Source organism: Rhizobium sophoriradicis (assembly GCF_025200795.1).
Taxonomy (GTDB): domain Bacteria; phylum Pseudomonadota; class Alphaproteobacteria; order Rhizobiales; family Rhizobiaceae; genus Rhizobium; species Rhizobium sophoriradicis.
On sequence record NZ_CP104152.1, the window covers coordinates 3113646 to 3128942 of the forward strand.

21 protein-coding genes are annotated in these 15297 nt (G+C 61.6%); 12 read left to right on the forward strand and 9 right to left on the reverse strand.

The genetic code is table 11. From position 1 onward, the window contains the following. Nucleotides 1-92: 92 nt before the first annotated feature. Nucleotides 93-434 (reverse strand): SMR family transporter, encoded by a 342-nt coding sequence (locus N2597_RS15435; protein ID WP_183598411.1) that lies wholly within the window; start codon nt 432-434, stop codon nt 93-95. Between the two features lie 18 nt (nt 435-452). After that, nucleotides 453-1016, reverse strand: coding sequence for a TetR/AcrR family transcriptional regulator (locus tag N2597_RS15440; protein ID WP_183598413.1), 564 nt, complete (start codon nt 1014-1016; stop codon nt 453-455). Nucleotides 1017-1182: 166 nt separating this feature from the next. On the opposite strand from N2597_RS15440, the gene N2597_RS15445 reads away from it, so the two are divergent. Beyond that, on the forward strand, nt 1183-1578 hold the full coding sequence (locus N2597_RS15445; protein WP_096765157.1) for a group II truncated hemoglobin: 396 nt from the start codon (nt 1183-1185) through the stop codon (nt 1576-1578). Next, nucleotides 1575-1946, forward strand: a complete 372-nt coding sequence (locus N2597_RS15450) for a DUF423 domain-containing protein (protein ID WP_009994468.1) — start codon at nt 1575-1577, stop codon at nt 1944-1946. Before N2597_RS15445 ends, N2597_RS15450 begins: the two co-directional genes overlap by 4 nt. A gap of 206 nt (nt 1947-2152) precedes the next feature. Here N2597_RS15450 and hmuQ read toward each other — a convergent pair whose 3' ends face one another. The 5 genes from hmuQ to N2597_RS15475 all read right to left on the reverse strand — a co-directional run bounded on the left by hmuQ (nt 2153) and on the right by N2597_RS15475 (nt 5027). Then, on the reverse strand, nt 2153-2467 hold the full coding sequence (gene hmuQ / locus N2597_RS15455; protein ID WP_009990335.1) for a heme-degrading protein HmuQ: 315 nt from the start codon (nt 2465-2467) through the stop codon (nt 2153-2155). A 9-nt stretch (nt 2468-2476) separates the two neighbouring features. Beyond that, nucleotides 2477-2749 (reverse strand): hypothetical protein, encoded by a 273-nt coding sequence (locus N2597_RS15460; protein WP_183598415.1) that lies wholly within the window; start codon nt 2747-2749, stop codon nt 2477-2479. After that, nucleotides 2746-3153 (reverse strand): DUF2325 domain-containing protein, encoded by a 408-nt coding sequence (locus tag N2597_RS15465; protein WP_039621588.1) that lies wholly within the window; start codon nt 3151-3153, stop codon nt 2746-2748. Before N2597_RS15465 ends, N2597_RS15460 begins: the two co-directional genes overlap by 4 nt. 108 nt (nt 3154-3261) lie before the next feature. After that, nucleotides 3262-4545: an energy transducer TonB family protein gene (locus N2597_RS15470; RefSeq protein WP_183598417.1), complete on the reverse strand. Its 1284-nt coding sequence runs from the start codon at nt 4543-4545 to the stop codon at nt 3262-3264. A gap of 56 nt (nt 4546-4601) precedes the next feature. Further along, nucleotides 4602-5027: a hypothetical protein gene (locus N2597_RS15475; protein WP_183598419.1), complete on the reverse strand. Its 426-nt coding sequence runs from the start codon at nt 5025-5027 to the stop codon at nt 4602-4604. Nucleotides 5028-5203: 176 nt separating this feature from the next. Between N2597_RS15475 and hemP the strand changes: the two genes are divergently transcribed. From hemP to N2597_RS15510, 7 genes are all read left to right on the forward strand, one after another. Beyond that, nucleotides 5204-5386 carry a hemin uptake protein HemP gene (gene hemP / locus N2597_RS15480; RefSeq protein ID WP_010023267.1) on the forward strand — a complete coding sequence of 61 codons (183 nt, stop codon included), beginning with the start codon at nt 5204-5206 and terminating at the stop codon, nt 5384-5386. A gap of 20 nt (nt 5387-5406) precedes the next feature. Beyond that, entirely contained in the window at nt 5407-6456 is a 1050-nt protein-coding gene (locus tag N2597_RS15485; protein WP_183598421.1) for a hemin-degrading factor, read from the forward strand. A gap of 11 nt (nt 6457-6467) precedes the next feature. Then, nucleotides 6468-7397, forward strand: a complete 930-nt coding sequence (locus tag N2597_RS15490) for a heme/hemin ABC transporter substrate-binding protein (protein ID WP_106796622.1) — start codon at nt 6468-6470, stop codon at nt 7395-7397. A 2-nt stretch (nt 7398-7399) separates the two neighbouring features. Beyond that, nucleotides 7400-8512, forward strand: a complete 1113-nt coding sequence (locus tag N2597_RS15495; RefSeq protein ID WP_183598423.1) for a FecCD family ABC transporter permease — start codon at nt 7400-7402, stop codon at nt 8510-8512. Between the two features lie 23 nt (nt 8513-8535). Beyond that, entirely contained in the window at nt 8536-9330 is a 795-nt protein-coding gene (locus N2597_RS15500) for a heme ABC transporter ATP-binding protein (protein ID WP_077990098.1), read from the forward strand. Between the two features lie 149 nt (nt 9331-9479). Further along, nucleotides 9480-9824 (forward strand): DUF883 family protein, encoded by a 345-nt coding sequence (locus tag N2597_RS15505; protein ID WP_009991145.1) that lies wholly within the window; start codon nt 9480-9482, stop codon nt 9822-9824. 9 nt (nt 9825-9833) lie between these two features. Continuing rightward, nucleotides 9834-10232 (forward strand): hypothetical protein, encoded by a 399-nt coding sequence (locus N2597_RS15510; protein WP_096763764.1) that lies wholly within the window; start codon nt 9834-9836, stop codon nt 10230-10232. A gap of 275 nt (nt 10233-10507) precedes the next feature. On the opposite strand, the gene N2597_RS15515 is transcribed toward N2597_RS15510, so the two are convergent. Continuing rightward, nucleotides 10508-11065, reverse strand: a complete 558-nt coding sequence (locus N2597_RS15515) for an RNA polymerase sigma factor (RefSeq protein WP_004677121.1) — start codon at nt 11063-11065, stop codon at nt 10508-10510. Between the two features lie 10 nt (nt 11066-11075). Further along, nucleotides 11076-11282 (reverse strand): NepR family anti-sigma factor, encoded by a 207-nt coding sequence (locus N2597_RS15520; RefSeq protein ID WP_038690788.1) that lies wholly within the window; start codon nt 11280-11282, stop codon nt 11076-11078. Nucleotides 11283-11537: 255 nt separating this feature from the next. Between N2597_RS15520 and N2597_RS15525 the strand changes: the two genes are divergently transcribed. From N2597_RS15525 to N2597_RS15535, 3 genes are all read left to right on the forward strand, one after another. After that, entirely contained in the window at nt 11538-12332 is a 795-nt protein-coding gene (locus tag N2597_RS15525; protein ID WP_020922074.1) for a response regulator, read from the forward strand. Nucleotides 12333-12523: 191 nt separating this feature from the next. After that, nucleotides 12524-13519: a sensor histidine kinase gene (locus N2597_RS15530; RefSeq protein WP_038690792.1), complete on the forward strand. Its 996-nt coding sequence runs from the start codon at nt 12524-12526 to the stop codon at nt 13517-13519. Nucleotides 13520-13927: 408 nt separating this feature from the next. After that, entirely contained in the window at nt 13928-15289 is a 1362-nt protein-coding gene (locus N2597_RS15535; protein ID WP_183598425.1) for an NAD(P)-dependent oxidoreductase, read from the forward strand. Nucleotides 15290-15297: the final 8 nt, after the last annotated feature.

Here is a 15297-nt window from a genome sequence, read left to right on the forward strand (position 1 = left end):
CAAGCAACACATAGCCCTTTGTCAGGAATTTGACAAAGGGGAAAATTTCTCTCGTGAAGCGGGAGGCAGTTTCATAAAATATCGAAGCAATATCAATGGGAAACGGACTTCGAAAACAGGTTGACGACGACGACGCCGGATATGATCAGCCCGAGGCCGATGACTGCCGGCAGGTCGAGCCGCTGCTTGAAAAAAACAAGGCCGACGGAGGAAATCAGCACGATTCCCAAAGCGCTCCAAATTGCATAGGCGATGCCGACGGGGATGCTTTTCAGGGTCAGCGACAGGCAGTAGAAGGCGGCCGCATAACAGGCGACGACGAGCGCCGTCGGCCCGATGCGGGTGAACTGCTGCGACAGTTGCAGTGCGGTCGTGCCGATGACTTCAAGCACGACGGCTGCAAAAAGCAGCCCGTAAACGGCGGCCTGGCTCATGACGAATTCCTTATCGGATTACTTGCCCGTCAGTTCCACCAGGCGGCCGATGAGATCGCGCCTCAGGGCACCGTCGATATCGTGGCTTTCCAGCGTGTCCGCGAACCAAAGCCCGTCGGCGGCAAACCGCACGATCTGGGCGTCGAGCGAGGAATCGGTGCCGACATATTCCTCCGCCCGCGTCTGCACCCACTGGCGCCAGCGCAGACGCAGCCGGGGTTCGGCAAGCAGCGCGATCGTCACCTGCTTCCAGTTCCTGGAATCATCAGGACGATCCTTGAGGCCGGATACCGCCTTGACATAGGCCCGGGTGAAACGGCCCTGCGGTAGCGGATCACCTCGCATCAGTTCCTCTATATCGGCGTCGAACTTTTCAAGCAGGCTCTCGAACAGGGCGTCGAGCAGCGCATTCTTCGTCGGGAAGTGATGCAGCAGCCCGCCCTTGCTGACGCTGGAGGCGGCGGACACCGCATCGAGTGTGACCGCGGCCATGCCTTCGCTCGCGGCAAGGCGCGCGGCGACATCCAGCAATTGCTGGCGCACGAGGGCCGGTTGTTTCTTGCGGTGATGAGCGTTGGACATATGGGATTAAAGATACCGCCTGGACGGTTTTGTCAAGCAGAATCTGTGGAAACCCTATGGAGCCGGCATTATGCGCGAAATGCCGCGGCAGCTTGATGACGGTTGCGATCATTTTCCGCCCGGTGCATGAAGGTCGGAAGACGGGGAATGCATCTGGGATGGTTTCGTGACGGAGAAGGTCACCACTCTATATCAAGCGATCGGCGGCGATCCCGCCGTGCGGGCGCTGACGCGCCGTTTCTATGAGCTGATGGACAGGCTGCCGGAGGCAAGCAACGTGCGCGCCGTGCACCCGCCGAGCCTTCAGGAGAGCGAAGAGAAATTCTACGAATATATGAGCGGTTATCTCGGCGGGCCGCCGCTCTATACCGACAAGCGCGGCCATCCGCGGCTGCGCAGCCGCCACTTCGTCGCCGAGATCGGCCCTGTCGAGCGCGACGAATGGTTGCTCTGCTTCCGCCGCGCCCTGGACGAGACGATTGCGACCCAGGCACTGCGCGATCTCATCTGGGCGCCGGTCGAGCGCCTCGCCTACCATATGCAGAACAAGGAACAGCCATGAGCCTGAATGCGCGTCTGGAACCAGTGCTCTATCTCTTTGCCGGCCTGTTCGGCGTGGCCGGCGTGGCACTCGCCGCCGTTGCCGCCCATGGCGGCGGGCAAGCCAGTCTCGCGGCATCCGCATCCGCCATGTGCCTGGCGCACGCCCCTGCCCTATTGGCACTGGCTTTCGGCACCACGAGACTCAAAACCGCCTGGCTGGCCGGTTTTCTGATGATCGTCGGCACGCTGCTCTTTGCGGGCGACCTGGTCTCGCTGCGTTTTGCCGGTTCAGGCCTCTTCCCCTATGCCGCCCCGACCGGCGGCTGGGCGATGATGCTTGGCTGGCTGGCGGTTGCGGCAGGTGCGGTGTTGCGCGTTCGGGCGTAGAGTTTGGCAATCGCTGCCGGTTGCTCAAGAGCAAACTAGGAGTCGCATGAAGGTGTGCGTGCAGCCCCCTCATCCGCCCCTTCGGGCACCTTCTCCCCGAGGGGAGAGGGGAAAACGAGCGCTGCGGCACGTCCTTCTACCCTCGGGGAGAAGGTGCCCGAAGGGGCGGATGAGGGGGCTACGAACGCCGAGCTAACTGTCAGCAGCTATATCCCATCGACCACATTGAAGCCCTCAAACACCGGCGGCCCCTTGTACATCGCCTTGCGGTCGCCGGCATTGCGGTGGGCGGCGCGAAAATTCTCAGACTTCGTCCAGTTCTGAAAATCCGCTTCGCTCTTCCAGAGCGTGTGCGAGGAATAGAGCGTATAGCCCTCCTCTTCGTTGGCCTTGCCGCGCAGCAGGCGGAATTCGACGAAGCCGGGCACCTCGGTCAGGCTGGAATCGCGATTGCGCCAGACCGTCTCGAAATCACTCTCGCTCCCGGTTGCGACCTTGAAGCGGTTCATTGCGATATACATGAAATCTCCCTACGCCTTCCGCTTATCCGCCCTTGCCGCAAGCGCGGGAAAGGCGAGAATATTATTGCCGTTTGCCGCCGCCGGGCCAAGTGCTCTCGTCGTCGCTTCTCCGGGCATGCGCGTCTCCCAGGTCGGGAACAGCGTCACATTCTGATAGATCCGCTGGCGTTCGGCATGCTGCTGAAAAAGTTCGTAGAGTTCCGGCACGAGGCCGTCGCCGCTGTACGCGGCGAGCTTGTGCAGGCCGATCATGGTGAAGCGGTCGGGATGCTGGTCGTTCATCGGGAATTGTCTCGTTCGTTCATCGTCTGCAGCGCACGCTCCAGGCTGGACTTGCTGCCGTTGCGCAGCGGGATGAAGGCCTTGCCGAACTTCTTGCAGCCGGTCTTCACCCGAAGGCAGGCATCGTGGCTGATACAGTCGATCGGGCAGAACACGCAGTCGACCGAGGGAAGCACGGTATCGATGCGGGACACCGCTTCGCGCAGGCCGCCGTCGTGATGAATGAGCTCGGCGCCGAAATTGCTGCAGATTTGGCGAAGATGCGCCACCTGGCAGTCACGCCCGCCGACATAGAGGAAACTGCGGCCATCCAGTTTGGACCGTCCGGGGGATGCCTGACTTGCGTCCTCGCCCGCGCTGTCGCGGACCTCCCGGTTCGAACCCTTCTTGCCCTTGCGAGCCATTTACCACCCGTTCGCTCGTTGATCGTCACACGATTCCTGCGTGTGCGAACGGACCTTATTAAACTTGATTTTTGGAGTAAAGTATAAAGTTGAATGTGTTTATCATATTTATTCGACCTCAATCGTCACCGCCGTAAAGTTCCTTCCGTTTCCACCTGGCGTTGGACCGAATGGTGCTGCGCGCCTGACGGCATCGACAGCAAGCCTATCGATTTCCGGAATGCCGGATCCGTTGACCACGCGGACGGAAGTCAAACCGCCGCTGCTATTGACGGAAAACGAGACGACGACAGTTCCTTCGACACTGCGAGGTGTCCTCATCGCACGACGAATACGGCTACGGACCTTACCGTCATAATTGGCAAAGGCTGCAGTTCCGATTCCATTGTTATTCCCGGCTGTGCGCGAGTTTTGATCTGACTGTGTTGAAGGATTACCTTCGGCAACACCACGCATAGAATCCTGCTGCGCCTCGCCCTTCGACCCGTCAGTCTTTTTCGGCGGGCGCTTTTTCTCGACCGGTTTCGGCTTTTCCTCAGTCACTGCTTTAGGTTTCGGCTTCGGCGTCACGACCTCCTGCGGCACGTCCGCCTCCGGCTGCACCTCGGCCGTTTCGACGGACTTGACCCCCTCAGGCTCGACTGCGGCGACAGAAGGCGTCTCGGATGGCTGAACGACCGGGGGTATTTCGTCAGCAGGCTTCTGCTCCTCGGGAACCACCGTCGACATTGGTTGTGCGACGGCAGTTTCCGCCGGAACTTCGGAAACGAGGATTTCGGGCTCGACCGCCGTCGCAGTCTCCGGCGAAACGCGCGTTACCTCTGGAGAAGGAGCTAGCTGGATTGGATCCTGAGCTACGGGGGAGACTTCGGTCGGCTGGATTGTCTCCGGCTCGACCGCCTCTGGAATGATTTCTTCCTGTACGGTCACATCGGTCTCGCCTGCTGCGGTCTGGTCGACGTCGGAATTACCATACATGACGACGCTGACAGCTTCGCCGGCTCCCTCGATTGCTTCTTCCGGGATGTGGGGGAAGGCGACGATCAGCACTGCGGCCAACGTCGCATGGAAGATCAGCGAACAAAAGCAACTCAGCGCCACCCGCCGCCGCACTGGTGTCTTCTCGTCTTCCTGCTTTTCCACCGCCGCGTCCATCGGCGGCGCGGAAACGGGAGTTGCCGGCGCGGCTACCGGATGATCGGGAAAGGAGGATATCTGCGCAAAACGCGTGTAGTGGATCACCGTTTCGCCGGCCGGCTGCCGCTGCGCGTTGCGCAGTTCGGAAAGCTCGTGGCCGGGATGCATGCCGGGCGTATTATCATTCAGGCTGCCGCCGGCGTCCGCCTCCCCGATGAGCACCTGTCTCGATCTGGTTTTCGCTGAAATCGCCATTGTCTACGCCTCGGACAGCCTGAAACATGCCCGCCAGGGTTCATCCCCGGCGTATTTTAGCCCTCGAAGGGGACGGGAATCTGCGAGCGGGCGACGAGGCCCTTCATGCATTCGCCGGCAGCCGGCCCATCGCAGACCGGCGTGTCGTTGATCAGGATGCGGGTCACGCTCTCGCATTTGACATTCGGCATGTCGAACTGGCGCACGCGCTTCTTGCCTTGCGGCAGATCGCGGAAATCGAGCACGGTGATCCGGTCGACGGCGTTCTTGTCGTTGAAGAAGGCGAGTTCGAAGGAGACCTTGTTGATGACGGCGGGCAGCTGGTTGAGCGCGACGAAGGTCATCATGCAGCCCTTCTGCGAGGGCGCCAGCGCGTTGAGCTCGACATTGAGAGAGGCTGCCGGCGCCGTCTCCTGTGCCTGGCATACGCTCGCAACCGCCATTACCCAGCCGGCCGCAACGGCCGCAAACCTATCCGTCATAATCTTCTCCGCCATTGTCGCCGGCCGCCGGCAGGCAGCCGCAAATCAGCAATCTCAAAAACTTGACTACGTTAGTCTCCTATTGCGTCTTTAAAAAACTATGAGTAAGAAAGTCAAGTTAATTGTCACCACACCGGGGACCACCGATCCCCGGCTTCACGGAATTGCCAACCGACATGATGGTTGAAAAGCCAGATAGCTTTAAGCATGCGCCGCTGCCCAGCGAGCCGGCGGCGCAACAGCGGATCGTCGACAGCGCGGATCTTTTCCGCGGCACGAACGAGATCGTGATCAGACACGACGGGCTGGTTTACCGCCTGAAGATCACCCGCCAGGGCAAGCTCATTCTTAATAAATAGGGCCAATAAGTAGGTAAGACATGACTGAACAGAAAAGACCGGCGCCGGCCGAAATCCGTGCGTTTCGCGCCGAAAATTCGAAGATGCGCGAGCGCGATATCGCCGCCCGGCTGAAGATTTCCGAGGCAGCCCTCGTCGCCGCCGAAACCGGTATCAGCGTCACCCGCATCGACGGCAGCGCGCTGAAGCTTCTGGAACGCGTCGCAGGCCTCGGCGAAGTGATGGCGCTGTCGCGCAACGAAAGCGCCGTGCACGAGAAGATCGGCGTCTTCGAAAACATCAAGATGGGCATGCAGAGCGCCATCGTGCTCGGCGAGAACATCGACCTGCGCATTTTCCCCAACCGCTGGGAGCATGGCTTCGCCGTCTCCAAGTGGGATGGCGACCAGGAGCGTCTCAGCCTGCAATATTTCGACAAGGCGGGCAACGCCGTGCACAAGGTGCATCTGCGACCGAATTCGAATGTCGAGGCCTATCACGCGATCGTCGCCGAATTGAAGCTCGAAGACCAGTCGCAGGAATTCGTCGAGGCGGAGATTTCGAATGCCGCCGATGAGACCGCCGATGTCGACCGCGACGAGTTGCGCGACAACTGGAGCAGGCTCACCGACACGCATGAGTTCTTCGGCATGCTGAAGCGCCTGAAGATCGGCCGCCAGGCGGCCATCCGCAGCGTCGGCGACGACTATGCCTGGAAGCTCGACAACGGCGCGACGGCGGAGATGATGCATGCCTCGGTGAAATCAGGCCTGCCGATCATGTGCTTCGTCGCCAACAACGGCATCGTCCAGATTCATTCCGGCCCGATCGTTAATGTGCAGACCATGGGCCCATGGATCAATATCATGGACCCGACCTTCCACCTGCATCTGCGCCAGGATCACATCGCCGAGACCTGGGCCGTGCGCAAGCCGACCAAGGACGGCCACGTCACTTCGCTCGAGGCTTACAATGCCGACGGCGAGATGATCATCCAGTTCTTCGGCAAGCGCAAGGAAGGCTCCGACGAACGCGTGGAATGGCGCGAGATCATCGAAAACCTGCCGCGGGCAGCCAGTGTCGCCGCATAAGGATCGCAATGATGACGATGCGTAACAATCTGCGCCGAATCCGCCCCTGGCAACTGGCGCTGACGGCGGCCGTCATGGCGCTGCCGCTGATCCCTTCGGCACCGGCGGTCAAAGGCATCGCCTTTGTCCGCGCCGCTCGCGCCGAGGACAGGAAGCTCGACACGTCGCGCCTGGTTGCGGTCGGCGGCGATATCACCGAGATCGTCTATGCGCTCGGCGAGGAAAGCCGGCTGATCGCCCGCGACACGACGAGCACCTATCCGGAAGCGGCGCTGAAACTGCCCAATGTCGGTTATATGCGCGCGCTCTCGCCCGAAGGCATCCTCGCCATGAACCCGACGGCGATCATCGCCGTCGAGGGTTCGGGCCCGAAGGAGGCGCTGGCCGTGCTGAAGAATGCCAGCGTGCCCTTCGAGACCGTGCCGAGCCCGTTCACGCGCGACGGCATCATCGCCAAGATCGATCGCGTCGGCGCGCTGCTCGGCGTGCCCGACAAGGCGAAGGCGCTTGAAGGAAAGGTCGCGGCCGATCTCGACGCGGCGATCGCCGACGCCGAAAAACGCCCGGAGGCCGAACGCAAGCGCGTTCTCTTCATCCTCAGCGCCCAGAACGGCCGAATCATGGCCTCGGGCACCGGCACGGCGGCCGACGGCATCATCCAGCTTGCCGGCGCCGTCAATGCCGTCGGCGCATTCCCCGGTTATAAGCCGCTGACCGACGAGGCGATCATCGAAGCCAAGCCCGACATCATCCTGATGATGAACCGTGGCGACGGCGCCGGCACCAAGAACGAGGATCTGCTGGCCCAGCCGGCGATCGCGCTGACGCCGGCCGGCGAGAAGAAGGCGATCGTGCGGATGGACGGCATCTACCTGCTCGGCTTCGGCCCGCGCACGGCAGCCGCCGCGCGCGAGCTCAACGCGGCGATCTACGGGGGCTGATCATGGCCCTGCCACAAGCCATGACGCAACGAGAGCGACGCTTTGCGATGGCAGAGATCGGCGAAACCAGGCGGGCGGGCGACAGAACGCGGCTCGCCGTGATGGCGATCGCGCTGCTTGTCGCCGGCTCCGCCTTCGCGATGTTGTTTTCGGTGACGACAGGCGCCTCGGATGCCTCGATCCTCGACGTCATCGGCAACATCACCGGCTCGGAGGCGTCGCTGAGCGCCCGTGACCGGATCATCATCTTCGATATCCGCCTTCCCCGCACGATCCTCGGCTTTCTGATCGGCGCCTCGCTGGCCGTCTCCGGCACGGTGATGCAGGGCCTGTTCCGCAATCCGCTCGCCGATCCGGGCCTTGTCGGCGTCTCCTCCGGCGCAAGCCTCGGCGCGGTCGCCATGATCGTGCTCGGCAGCGGCCTCTCGGCACCGTTCCAGGCGTTCTTCGGCATCTATGCTTTGCCGGTGGCCGCCTTCGGCGGCGGTCTGGTCACGACGCTGCTGCTCTACAGGATCGCCACCCGTCACGGCCAGACCTCGGTGGCGACGATGCTGCTTGCCGGCATCGCGCTCGGCGCGCTCACCCTCGCCCTGACCGGCCTGCTGATCTACGTGGCCAACGACCAGCAGCTGCGCGACCTGACCTTCTGGAGCATGGGCTCGCTTGCCGGCGCCACATGGACGAAGATCGCCGCCGCCGGCCCGATCATCCTGCTGTCCTTCATGGCGCTGCCCTTCATGGCCCGCGGCCTCAATGCCATCACGCTCGGCGAGGCAGCCGCCTTTCATATGGGCGTGCCGGTGCAGCGGCTGAAGAATGTCGCGATCGTCGGCGTCGCCGCGGCGACCGGCGCGTCCGTCGCCGTCAGCGGCGGCATCGGTTTCGTCGGCATCGTCGTGCCGCATATCCTGCGCATGGCGATCGGCCCGGATCACCGTTTCCTGCTGCCGGCCGCAGCCCTTCTCGGCGGATCGCTGCTGATCTTCGCGGACGTGCTGGCGCGCACCCTGGTCGCCCCTGCCGAACTGCCGATCGGCATCATCACCGCGGCGGTCGGCGGCCCCTTCTTCCTGTGGATCCTGCTGAAGCAGCGTTCGCGCCTTGCCCTGTGAGCGATCTTGTGAGTGACGTGCAGATGATCGAAGTGTCCGGCCTCTCCGTGCGCCTTTCCGGCAAATTAATCATCAGCGACGTCGCCTTCACCGCCAAGGCCGGCGAGCTGATGGCGATTGCCGGGCCGAACGGCTCCGGCAAGACGACGACGATGAAAGCGATCTCCGGCGAGCTTGCTTATGGCGGCTCGGTGCGCATCGGCGGCGGCGAGGTGCGAGGACTGAAACCCTGGCAGCTTGCCGCCATTCGCGGCGTGCTGCCGCAGGCAAGTAACATCTCCTTTCCCTTCACCGTGCGCGAGATCGTCCGCATGGGCTTGACCTCGGGCATCAATCTCAGTCCCGACAAGGCCGAGGAGACGGCGGCTGCAGCTCTTGCTTCCGTCGACCTGACTGGCTTCGAAGGCCGTTTCTATCAGGAACTCTCAGGCGGCGAGCAACAGCGTGTGCAGCTTGCCCGCGTGCTTTGCCAGATCGCCGAGCCCGTCGTCGACGGCAAGTCCCGCTGGCTGCTGCTCGACGAGCCGGTCTCCAGCCTCGACATCAGCCATCAGCTGACCATCATGTCGCTCGCCCGCGATTTCTGCGAACGCGGCGGCGGAGTCATCGCCGTCATGCACGACCTCAACCTGACGGCGCTCTTTGCCGACCGCGTCGTGCTGATGAAATCCGGCCGCCTCGCCGCCGCCGGCGGCATCAATGAGGTGTTGACCGATGAGGCCATGCTCTCGGTCTTCGGCTGCGCGCTGCGCATCAATCAGGTGCCCGCCGACGGCACGCCCTTCGTGCTCGCCCACAGCGCCGCTTCCCAGCGCTAACCACCGCGTACGGCGGAACTTTTGAGCCCCCAGCACGTTGTCGGCAGTGATTTGAGTCAATGCCGGGCGGCCTCATCTATGCAACGAACGGTCGTGACCCCGTGCAAAACAGGCGGGCTTGCGCGCGCCCCAGCCAAATGGAGACAGCCATGACCTATTCCATTTTTCACTCCGGCCGCAGCCGCCGCAACGGCACCTTCCACAATTTCGAATCCGGCATCGAGGAACAGATCGAGGCACTACGCGACGAACTCGCGGAACTGACGCGCCTCGTCGGCAAGAGTTCCCGCCTTCACGGCAATAAAATCCGCGGCCAGGCAAGCGCCGGCTATGACGAACTACTCGCCCGCAGCGAAGATCTCTTACGCGAATTGCAGCACGGCTACGAGCGCGGCGCGACCGAGATGCGCGAGACCGTGCGCAAACATCCACTGGCAACGATCGGCGCCGCAGCCGCCTTCGGCCTGGCCATCGCCTTCCTCGCCCGGCGCTGAGGAAGCGCGATGCTCTCGATCCTCAGCCTGCTGACGGGCGCAAGCGTGCACCGGACCGTCGCGCGCGCCAAGCGCACCAGCATCTTCCTTGCGCTCGCCCTGCTCTTCATTCTCACCGCCTATGCGCTGGCCGTCACTGCCGGCGCCATCTGGCTCGCCGGCATCTACGGCCCGGTCGGCGCCGCCCTCTTCCTGGCCGCCTGCGCGCTGCTGATCGCCGTCATCCTGGTGGTGGTGATGGTGATGATCAACGCCCAGGACAAACGCCGCGCCCGCGAGCGCCGCGCAGCGCTGGAATCGCTGGCAGCCGTTGGGCTCGGCCTCGTCCGGGCCCAGCCGCTCCTGACCGCCGGCGTGCTGGCGGCCATTGTCGCGGCCAATCTGGTGGGGTCGAAGCGGGAGGGTTGAGGAGAAGGAGATGTCCCCGATTCCGAAGAGGTGAAGCATTCACCTCTCCTCCTCATTCCTGTGCCTGTCACAGGAATCCAGCCACGGCGCGTCCGCGCCGTGATTGAATCATATCGGAATGGCATGAGTCTTTCGCGCCCAAGGACTTGGGCGCGCTGGATTCCTGTGACAAGCACAGGAATGAGGGTGGAGAGGTAATGCCCGAATGACGATCGCTCTCTAAAACGATGCAAAAAGCCGGCGCCGCAACAGGCAGCCGGCCTCTCGATCTCTCCTCAAAACGCAAACGCCTTCGACGTCAGCGGCGCCGATGTGGCATCCGGGCCGAAATCTGCTTCGCCCGAGATCTGCAGCAACTCCTGCAGCCGCTGGCGGGCGCGGTTGACGCGGCTCTTGATGGTGCCGACGGCGCAGCCGCAGATTTCGGCGGCCTCCTCGTAGGAAAAACCCGAGGCGCCGACGAGGATAATCGCTTCGCGCTGGTCAGGCGGCAGCTGGTCGAGGGCCTTCTTGAAATCCTGCAGATCGAGCGCACCATATTGCGAGGGGTGCATCGCCATCGATTCGGTGAACAGGCCGTCGCTATCCTGCACTTCGCGGCCGCTTTTACGCATCTGGCTGTAGAGTTCGTTGCGCAGGATCGTGAAGAGCCAGGCCTTCATATTGGTGCCCATCTCGAAATGATCCTGTTTGGCCCAGGCCTTCATGATGGTGTCTTGAACGAGATCGTCGGCACGATCATGCCTGCCGATCAGAGAAATAGCGAATGCGCGAAGGCTTGGGAGGGCCGCCAGCAGTTCCCGCTTGAAGCTGGGTTGCACTTTATCTTCCATGCGGGCGGTCCTATTCGGCCATCTTGGCGGAAGCCATCATCTCGGCATGGTCGAGCTTTTCGAGAAGATCGAGAAAACGATCCGGGATCGCTTCACCCTGTGCGGCCGCATAAAGCGAGCGCAATTTGACGCCGATCTGATTGTTCGGGTCCAGGATATCGCTTGCCCGCAGCTCCAGCTGTCGCTGATCGGCTGCTTCTTTCTTGCGTGTGGTCATCAATTCGTCTTCTCGCCGGTTGTCTGTTCCAGAGGCGTGCACGGCATAATCACAACTTGAACCCGCGACACCGAGGCTTTCGACTGTCGATGTCGCCGAGTTTGCCGCGGCGTGGGTCAAAATGCTACGCCCTTTCTTTGTCGGCTGGAATAATGCGGCGCGCCCAAAAAAGTTCCTGCTTTTCCGGAACTTTTTTATCAAGATGACGTTAACCGCTCATTGAAGCCAATGCCGGCCTGTATACAGGAGCCATTTATGACACTTTCTACTCGAATTGCGCCGCACCTGCCTTACCTGCGTCGCTATTCCCGCGCGCTGACCGGTACCCAGACTTCAGGTGACGCCTATGTCGCCGCCGTTCTTGAAGCAATCATCGCCGATCTGTCGATTTTCCCGGATACGGCGAATGACCGGGTCGCCCTCTACAAACTGTTTACGCAACTGTTTGGTTCCACTGCAGTCCAGATTCCAGAGCCGACCTCGCCATATGCGTGGGAACAGCGCGCCACCCTCAATCTGTCCAAAGTTTCGCCCGGCGCCCGTCAGGCCTTTTTGCTCGCTTCCGTGGAGAATTTCCGCGTCGCTGAAATCGCAGAAATTCTCGAGCTTGACGAACAGGATGTCATGCAGCTGCTCGACAAGGCTTCGCAGGAGATTTCCCGCCAGGTGGCAACCGATATCATGATCATCGAGGACGAGCCGTTGATCGCCATGGATATCGAACAGATGGTCGAAAGCCTCGGCCACCGCGTCACCGGCATCGCCCGCACCCATGCCGAAGCCGTCGCGCTCTACAACAAGACGAAGCCAAGCATGGTGCTCGCAGACATCCAGCTTGCCGACGGCAGCTCCGGCATCGATGCGGTCAACGACATTCTCAAGACGTCGAGCGTGCCGGTGATCTTCATCACCGCTTTCCCGGAACGGCTTCTGACGGGCGAGCGCCCCGAACCCACTTTCCTCGTCACCAAACCTTTCAACCCCGACATGGTCAAGGCACTGATCAGCCAAGCGCTTTTCTTCAATGAATCGACCAAAGTAGCCGCCTGAGACGCAATTTTCCGGCCTTCGGAACCAAACCGTCGAAACAGGCGTTCCGGTGCTGCCGGGACGCGCTGACGGCCTTAACGGTTTTTGCAGCGCTTTGTTCTAGAGTTGGCAGGCGGTTTCTGGAAGGCGTTCCCTTCAGCGACGTTCAAGATGTCACAAGGAAAGGCGGCCGAGTGAATACGACTGAACCATTGTCGGGCACGCCTTTCACCTTCGAAGGCAAAGCCGCAATGATGGAACGGGCGCTCGGGAGCGCCGGTATTTCAATTCTCTGCCAGGACGCCCGGCTTTCGATTTTCTACGCTGAAAATCTGCCGCCGCATTTCGCAGCGCTTTTCATGCCCGGCGGCACTGATGCCGGCCTTTTCGGTGACATCCATGGGCAGTATCTGACAGCGCTGAAACACAAGGTTCTGGAGACCGGCATCCCCAACAATGCCGAGGTCGAGATCGACGTCGACGGCGAAATGCGCACCTATGAACTGAAAATCCAGCGCACCGGTGACCGTGGCAGGCACGGGCTTCTGTCCGTCATGACTGAGGTCACCGAAAGCCGGCATCGTGAAAAAGTACTGAAATCGCTGCTGCGCGAACTCTCGCACCGTTCGAAGAACCTTCTCGCCATCATCCAGGGCATCGCTACGCAGACGGCGCGCAACACACTCTCTCTCGACAGCTTCCTCCTGAAATTCCGCGGGCGGCTGCAATCGCTTTCCAATTCCCAGGACCTGATCACGGATTCGAGCTGGCGCGGCGCCTATCTCTTCGAACTCGCCGAAAAACAATTCGCCCCCTACTGGCCGGAGACAGCCGGCTCCATGCCGATCTACGGCATCAACGCGCATCTGACGCCGAATGCCGCCGTACATCTCGGGCTCGCCCTCCACGAACTCATCGTCAACTCCGCCTCCTATGGCGCAATTGCCGGCGGCGCTGCCTCCATCACGCTCAACTGCCGGGAGGCTGCGATTGGCGACAGAAGGGCGATCGAAATCGCCTGGGCTGAAGTGCTGCAGGATCAGTCGGAAGTCCACGAATTCAGCGACAACAGCTTCGGCCGCACCGTGCTGGAGCGTGTCGTGCCCTCGTCGGTCAACGGCAAAGCGGAACTGAACCTTGTGCCCGGTCGCATCGAATATCGGCTGTGCATTCCGGAAACAGAATTCGAAATCTTCAGGCGTGTGTGAAAGCCTCAATGATAAACGGCAAACGGAAAAACAGCCGGTGCGAGGGCGGCGCACCGGCTGTCTTCACTCACCGGGAGGGGACCGTGAGTACGTCCGGATAGTGGGTTGGGGGCGCGCATGTTGGGTCGATGCGATCACCATCCGGATATCGCATTAACGAGGACGTCCAAGTTTGGTTCCCTGGGATCGTAAAAAAAATCCACTTTTTGAATCTTTTTTCGGACGCCCTGCCTGAGCCGAACCCGCAAATATTTCACTTACCCAAAGTGGGAGAATTTCTCCTGTGAAAACAGAAGCTTGCGCGGACGCTCGCAAGAGCGGATCGTGGAAATTTTACCGTTTGATAAATTTTTAAACCTGAGTTAGGCTTTCCCTCACAGGCCGTTTACCAATAATGAGGGAACTTCAATGGAACGACTGGAAACTGGGATTCATGCCGGCCGGCTTTCGCCCGCCGAGTATGAGGCTAACTTTTCCGATCTTCATCCACGCCTCGACAATCACGAGGCGCTGGTCGCCGCCGATCGCTGTTATTTCTGTTATGACGCGCCGTGCATGACGGCCTGTCCCACCTCGATCGACATTCCGCTGTTCATCCGGCAGATCTCAACCGGCAACCCGATCGGCTCGGCGAAGACGATTTTCGATCAGAACATCCTTGGCGGCATGTGCGCCCGCGTCTGTCCCACCGAAGAGCTCTGCGAACAGGCCTGCGTGCGCAACACCGCCGAAGAGCGTCCGGTCGAGATCGGCAGGCTGCAGCGTTATGCGACCGATGCCGCCATGCAGGCAGGCCGACAGTTCTATATCAGGGCCGACGCCACGGGAAAGAACATCGCCGTCGTCGGCGCCGGCCCGGCAGGCCTTGCCGCCGCCCATCGCCTGGCGGTGAAAGGCCACTCCGTCACCATCTACGATGGCAGGGAAAAATCTGGCGGCCTCAACGAATACGGCATCGCCACCTATAAGACGGTCGACGATTTCGCCCAGAAGGAAGTCGATTACGTCCTTTCGATCGGCGGCATCGAAGTCCGCCACGGCACCCTTCTCGGCCGCGATTTCTCGCTTGCCGACCTGCAGGCGCAATATGATGCCGTCTTCCTCGGCATCGGCCTTGCCGGCGTGAACGCCTTGCGCATCGAGGGCGAGAACCTTGCCGGGGTCGACGACGCCGTCGATTTCATCGCCGCACTGCGCCAGGCCGAAGACAAGGGCGACATCGCCATCGGCCGCCGTGTCGTCGTGCTCGGCGGCGGTATGACGGCGATCGACGCTGCCGTGCAGGCAAAGCTGCTCGGCGCCGAAGAGGTGACGATCTGTTACCGCCGCGGCAAGGAGCATATGAACGCCTCGGAATTCGAGCAGGATCTGGCCAGCTCCAGGGGGGTCATTATCCGCCATTGGCTGGCGCCAAAATCGATCCTGGCGCAGGACGGCAAGGTCGCCGCCATCGAAGTGGAATACACCAAGCTCGTCGAAGGTCGCCTGGTCGGTACCGGCGAGACCGGCGTGATCGCCGCCGACCAGATCTTCAAGGCGATCGGCCAGAGCTTCGACGCCTCCGGCCTCGGTTCGCTGCGCATGGAATCCGGCCGCATCGCCGTCGATGTCGAAGGCCGCACCTCCCTCGACGGCGTCTGGGCCGGCGGCGACTGCGTCTTCGGCGGCGAGGACCTCACGGTTTCCGCTGTTGCCCATGGCCGCGACGCGGCTGAATCCATCCATCGCGCCCTCTCCGCAGCAGCCGCTCCGGCTGTCGCGGTTGCTTGAAGGGGAGA

What these genes read in the sequence shown, in the direction of transcription:
- N2597_RS15450 (WP_009994468.1), top strand. Translation starts at nt 1,575, where the DNA reads ATGAGCCTGAATGCGCGTCTGGAACCAGTGCTCTATCTCTTTGCCGGC.
- N2597_RS15435 (WP_183598411.1), bottom strand. Translation starts at nt 434, where the DNA reads ATGAGCCAGGCCGCCGTTTACGGGCTGCTTTTTGCAGCCGTCGTGCTT.
- N2597_RS15470 (WP_183598417.1), bottom strand. Translation starts at nt 4,545, where the DNA reads ATGGCGATTTCAGCGAAAACCAGATCGAGACAGGTGCTCATCGGGGAG.
- N2597_RS15510 (WP_096763764.1), top strand. Translation starts at nt 9,834, where the DNA reads ATGCTCTCGATCCTCAGCCTGCTGACGGGCGCAAGCGTGCACCGGACC.
- N2597_RS15440 (WP_183598413.1), bottom strand. Translation starts at nt 1,016, where the DNA reads ATGTCCAACGCTCATCACCGCAAGAAACAACCGGCCCTCGTGCGCCAG.
- N2597_RS15505 (WP_009991145.1), top strand. Translation starts at nt 9,480, where the DNA reads ATGACCTATTCCATTTTTCACTCCGGCCGCAGCCGCCGCAACGGCACC.
- N2597_RS15495 (WP_183598423.1), top strand. Translation starts at nt 7,400, where the DNA reads ATGGCCCTGCCACAAGCCATGACGCAACGAGAGCGACGCTTTGCGATG.
- N2597_RS15465 (WP_039621588.1), bottom strand. Translation starts at nt 3,153, where the DNA reads ATGGCTCGCAAGGGCAAGAAGGGTTCGAACCGGGAGGTCCGCGACAGC.
- hemP (WP_010023267.1), top strand. Translation starts at nt 5,204, where the DNA reads ATGATGGTTGAAAAGCCAGATAGCTTTAAGCATGCGCCGCTGCCCAGC.
- N2597_RS15475 (WP_183598419.1), bottom strand. Translation starts at nt 5,027, where the DNA reads ATGACGGATAGGTTTGCGGCCGTTGCGGCCGGCTGGGTAATGGCGGTT.
- N2597_RS15500 (WP_077990098.1), top strand. Translation starts at nt 8,536, where the DNA reads ATGATCGAAGTGTCCGGCCTCTCCGTGCGCCTTTCCGGCAAATTAATC.
- N2597_RS15535 (WP_183598425.1), top strand. Translation starts at nt 13,928, where the DNA reads ATGGAACGACTGGAAACTGGGATTCATGCCGGCCGGCTTTCGCCCGCC.
- N2597_RS15525 (WP_020922074.1), top strand. Translation starts at nt 11,538, where the DNA reads ATGACACTTTCTACTCGAATTGCGCCGCACCTGCCTTACCTGCGTCGC.
- hmuQ (WP_009990335.1), bottom strand. Translation starts at nt 2,467, where the DNA reads ATGTATATCGCAATGAACCGCTTCAAGGTCGCAACCGGGAGCGAGAGT.
- N2597_RS15460 (WP_183598415.1), bottom strand. Translation starts at nt 2,749, where the DNA reads ATGAACGACCAGCATCCCGACCGCTTCACCATGATCGGCCTGCACAAG.
- N2597_RS15485 (WP_183598421.1), top strand. Translation starts at nt 5,407, where the DNA reads ATGACTGAACAGAAAAGACCGGCGCCGGCCGAAATCCGTGCGTTTCGC.
- N2597_RS15520 (WP_038690788.1), bottom strand. Translation starts at nt 11,282, where the DNA reads ATGACCACACGCAAGAAAGAAGCAGCCGATCAGCGACAGCTGGAGCTG.
- N2597_RS15515 (WP_004677121.1), bottom strand. Translation starts at nt 11,065, where the DNA reads ATGGAAGATAAAGTGCAACCCAGCTTCAAGCGGGAACTGCTGGCGGCC.
- N2597_RS15490 (WP_106796622.1), top strand. Translation starts at nt 6,468, where the DNA reads ATGACGATGCGTAACAATCTGCGCCGAATCCGCCCCTGGCAACTGGCG.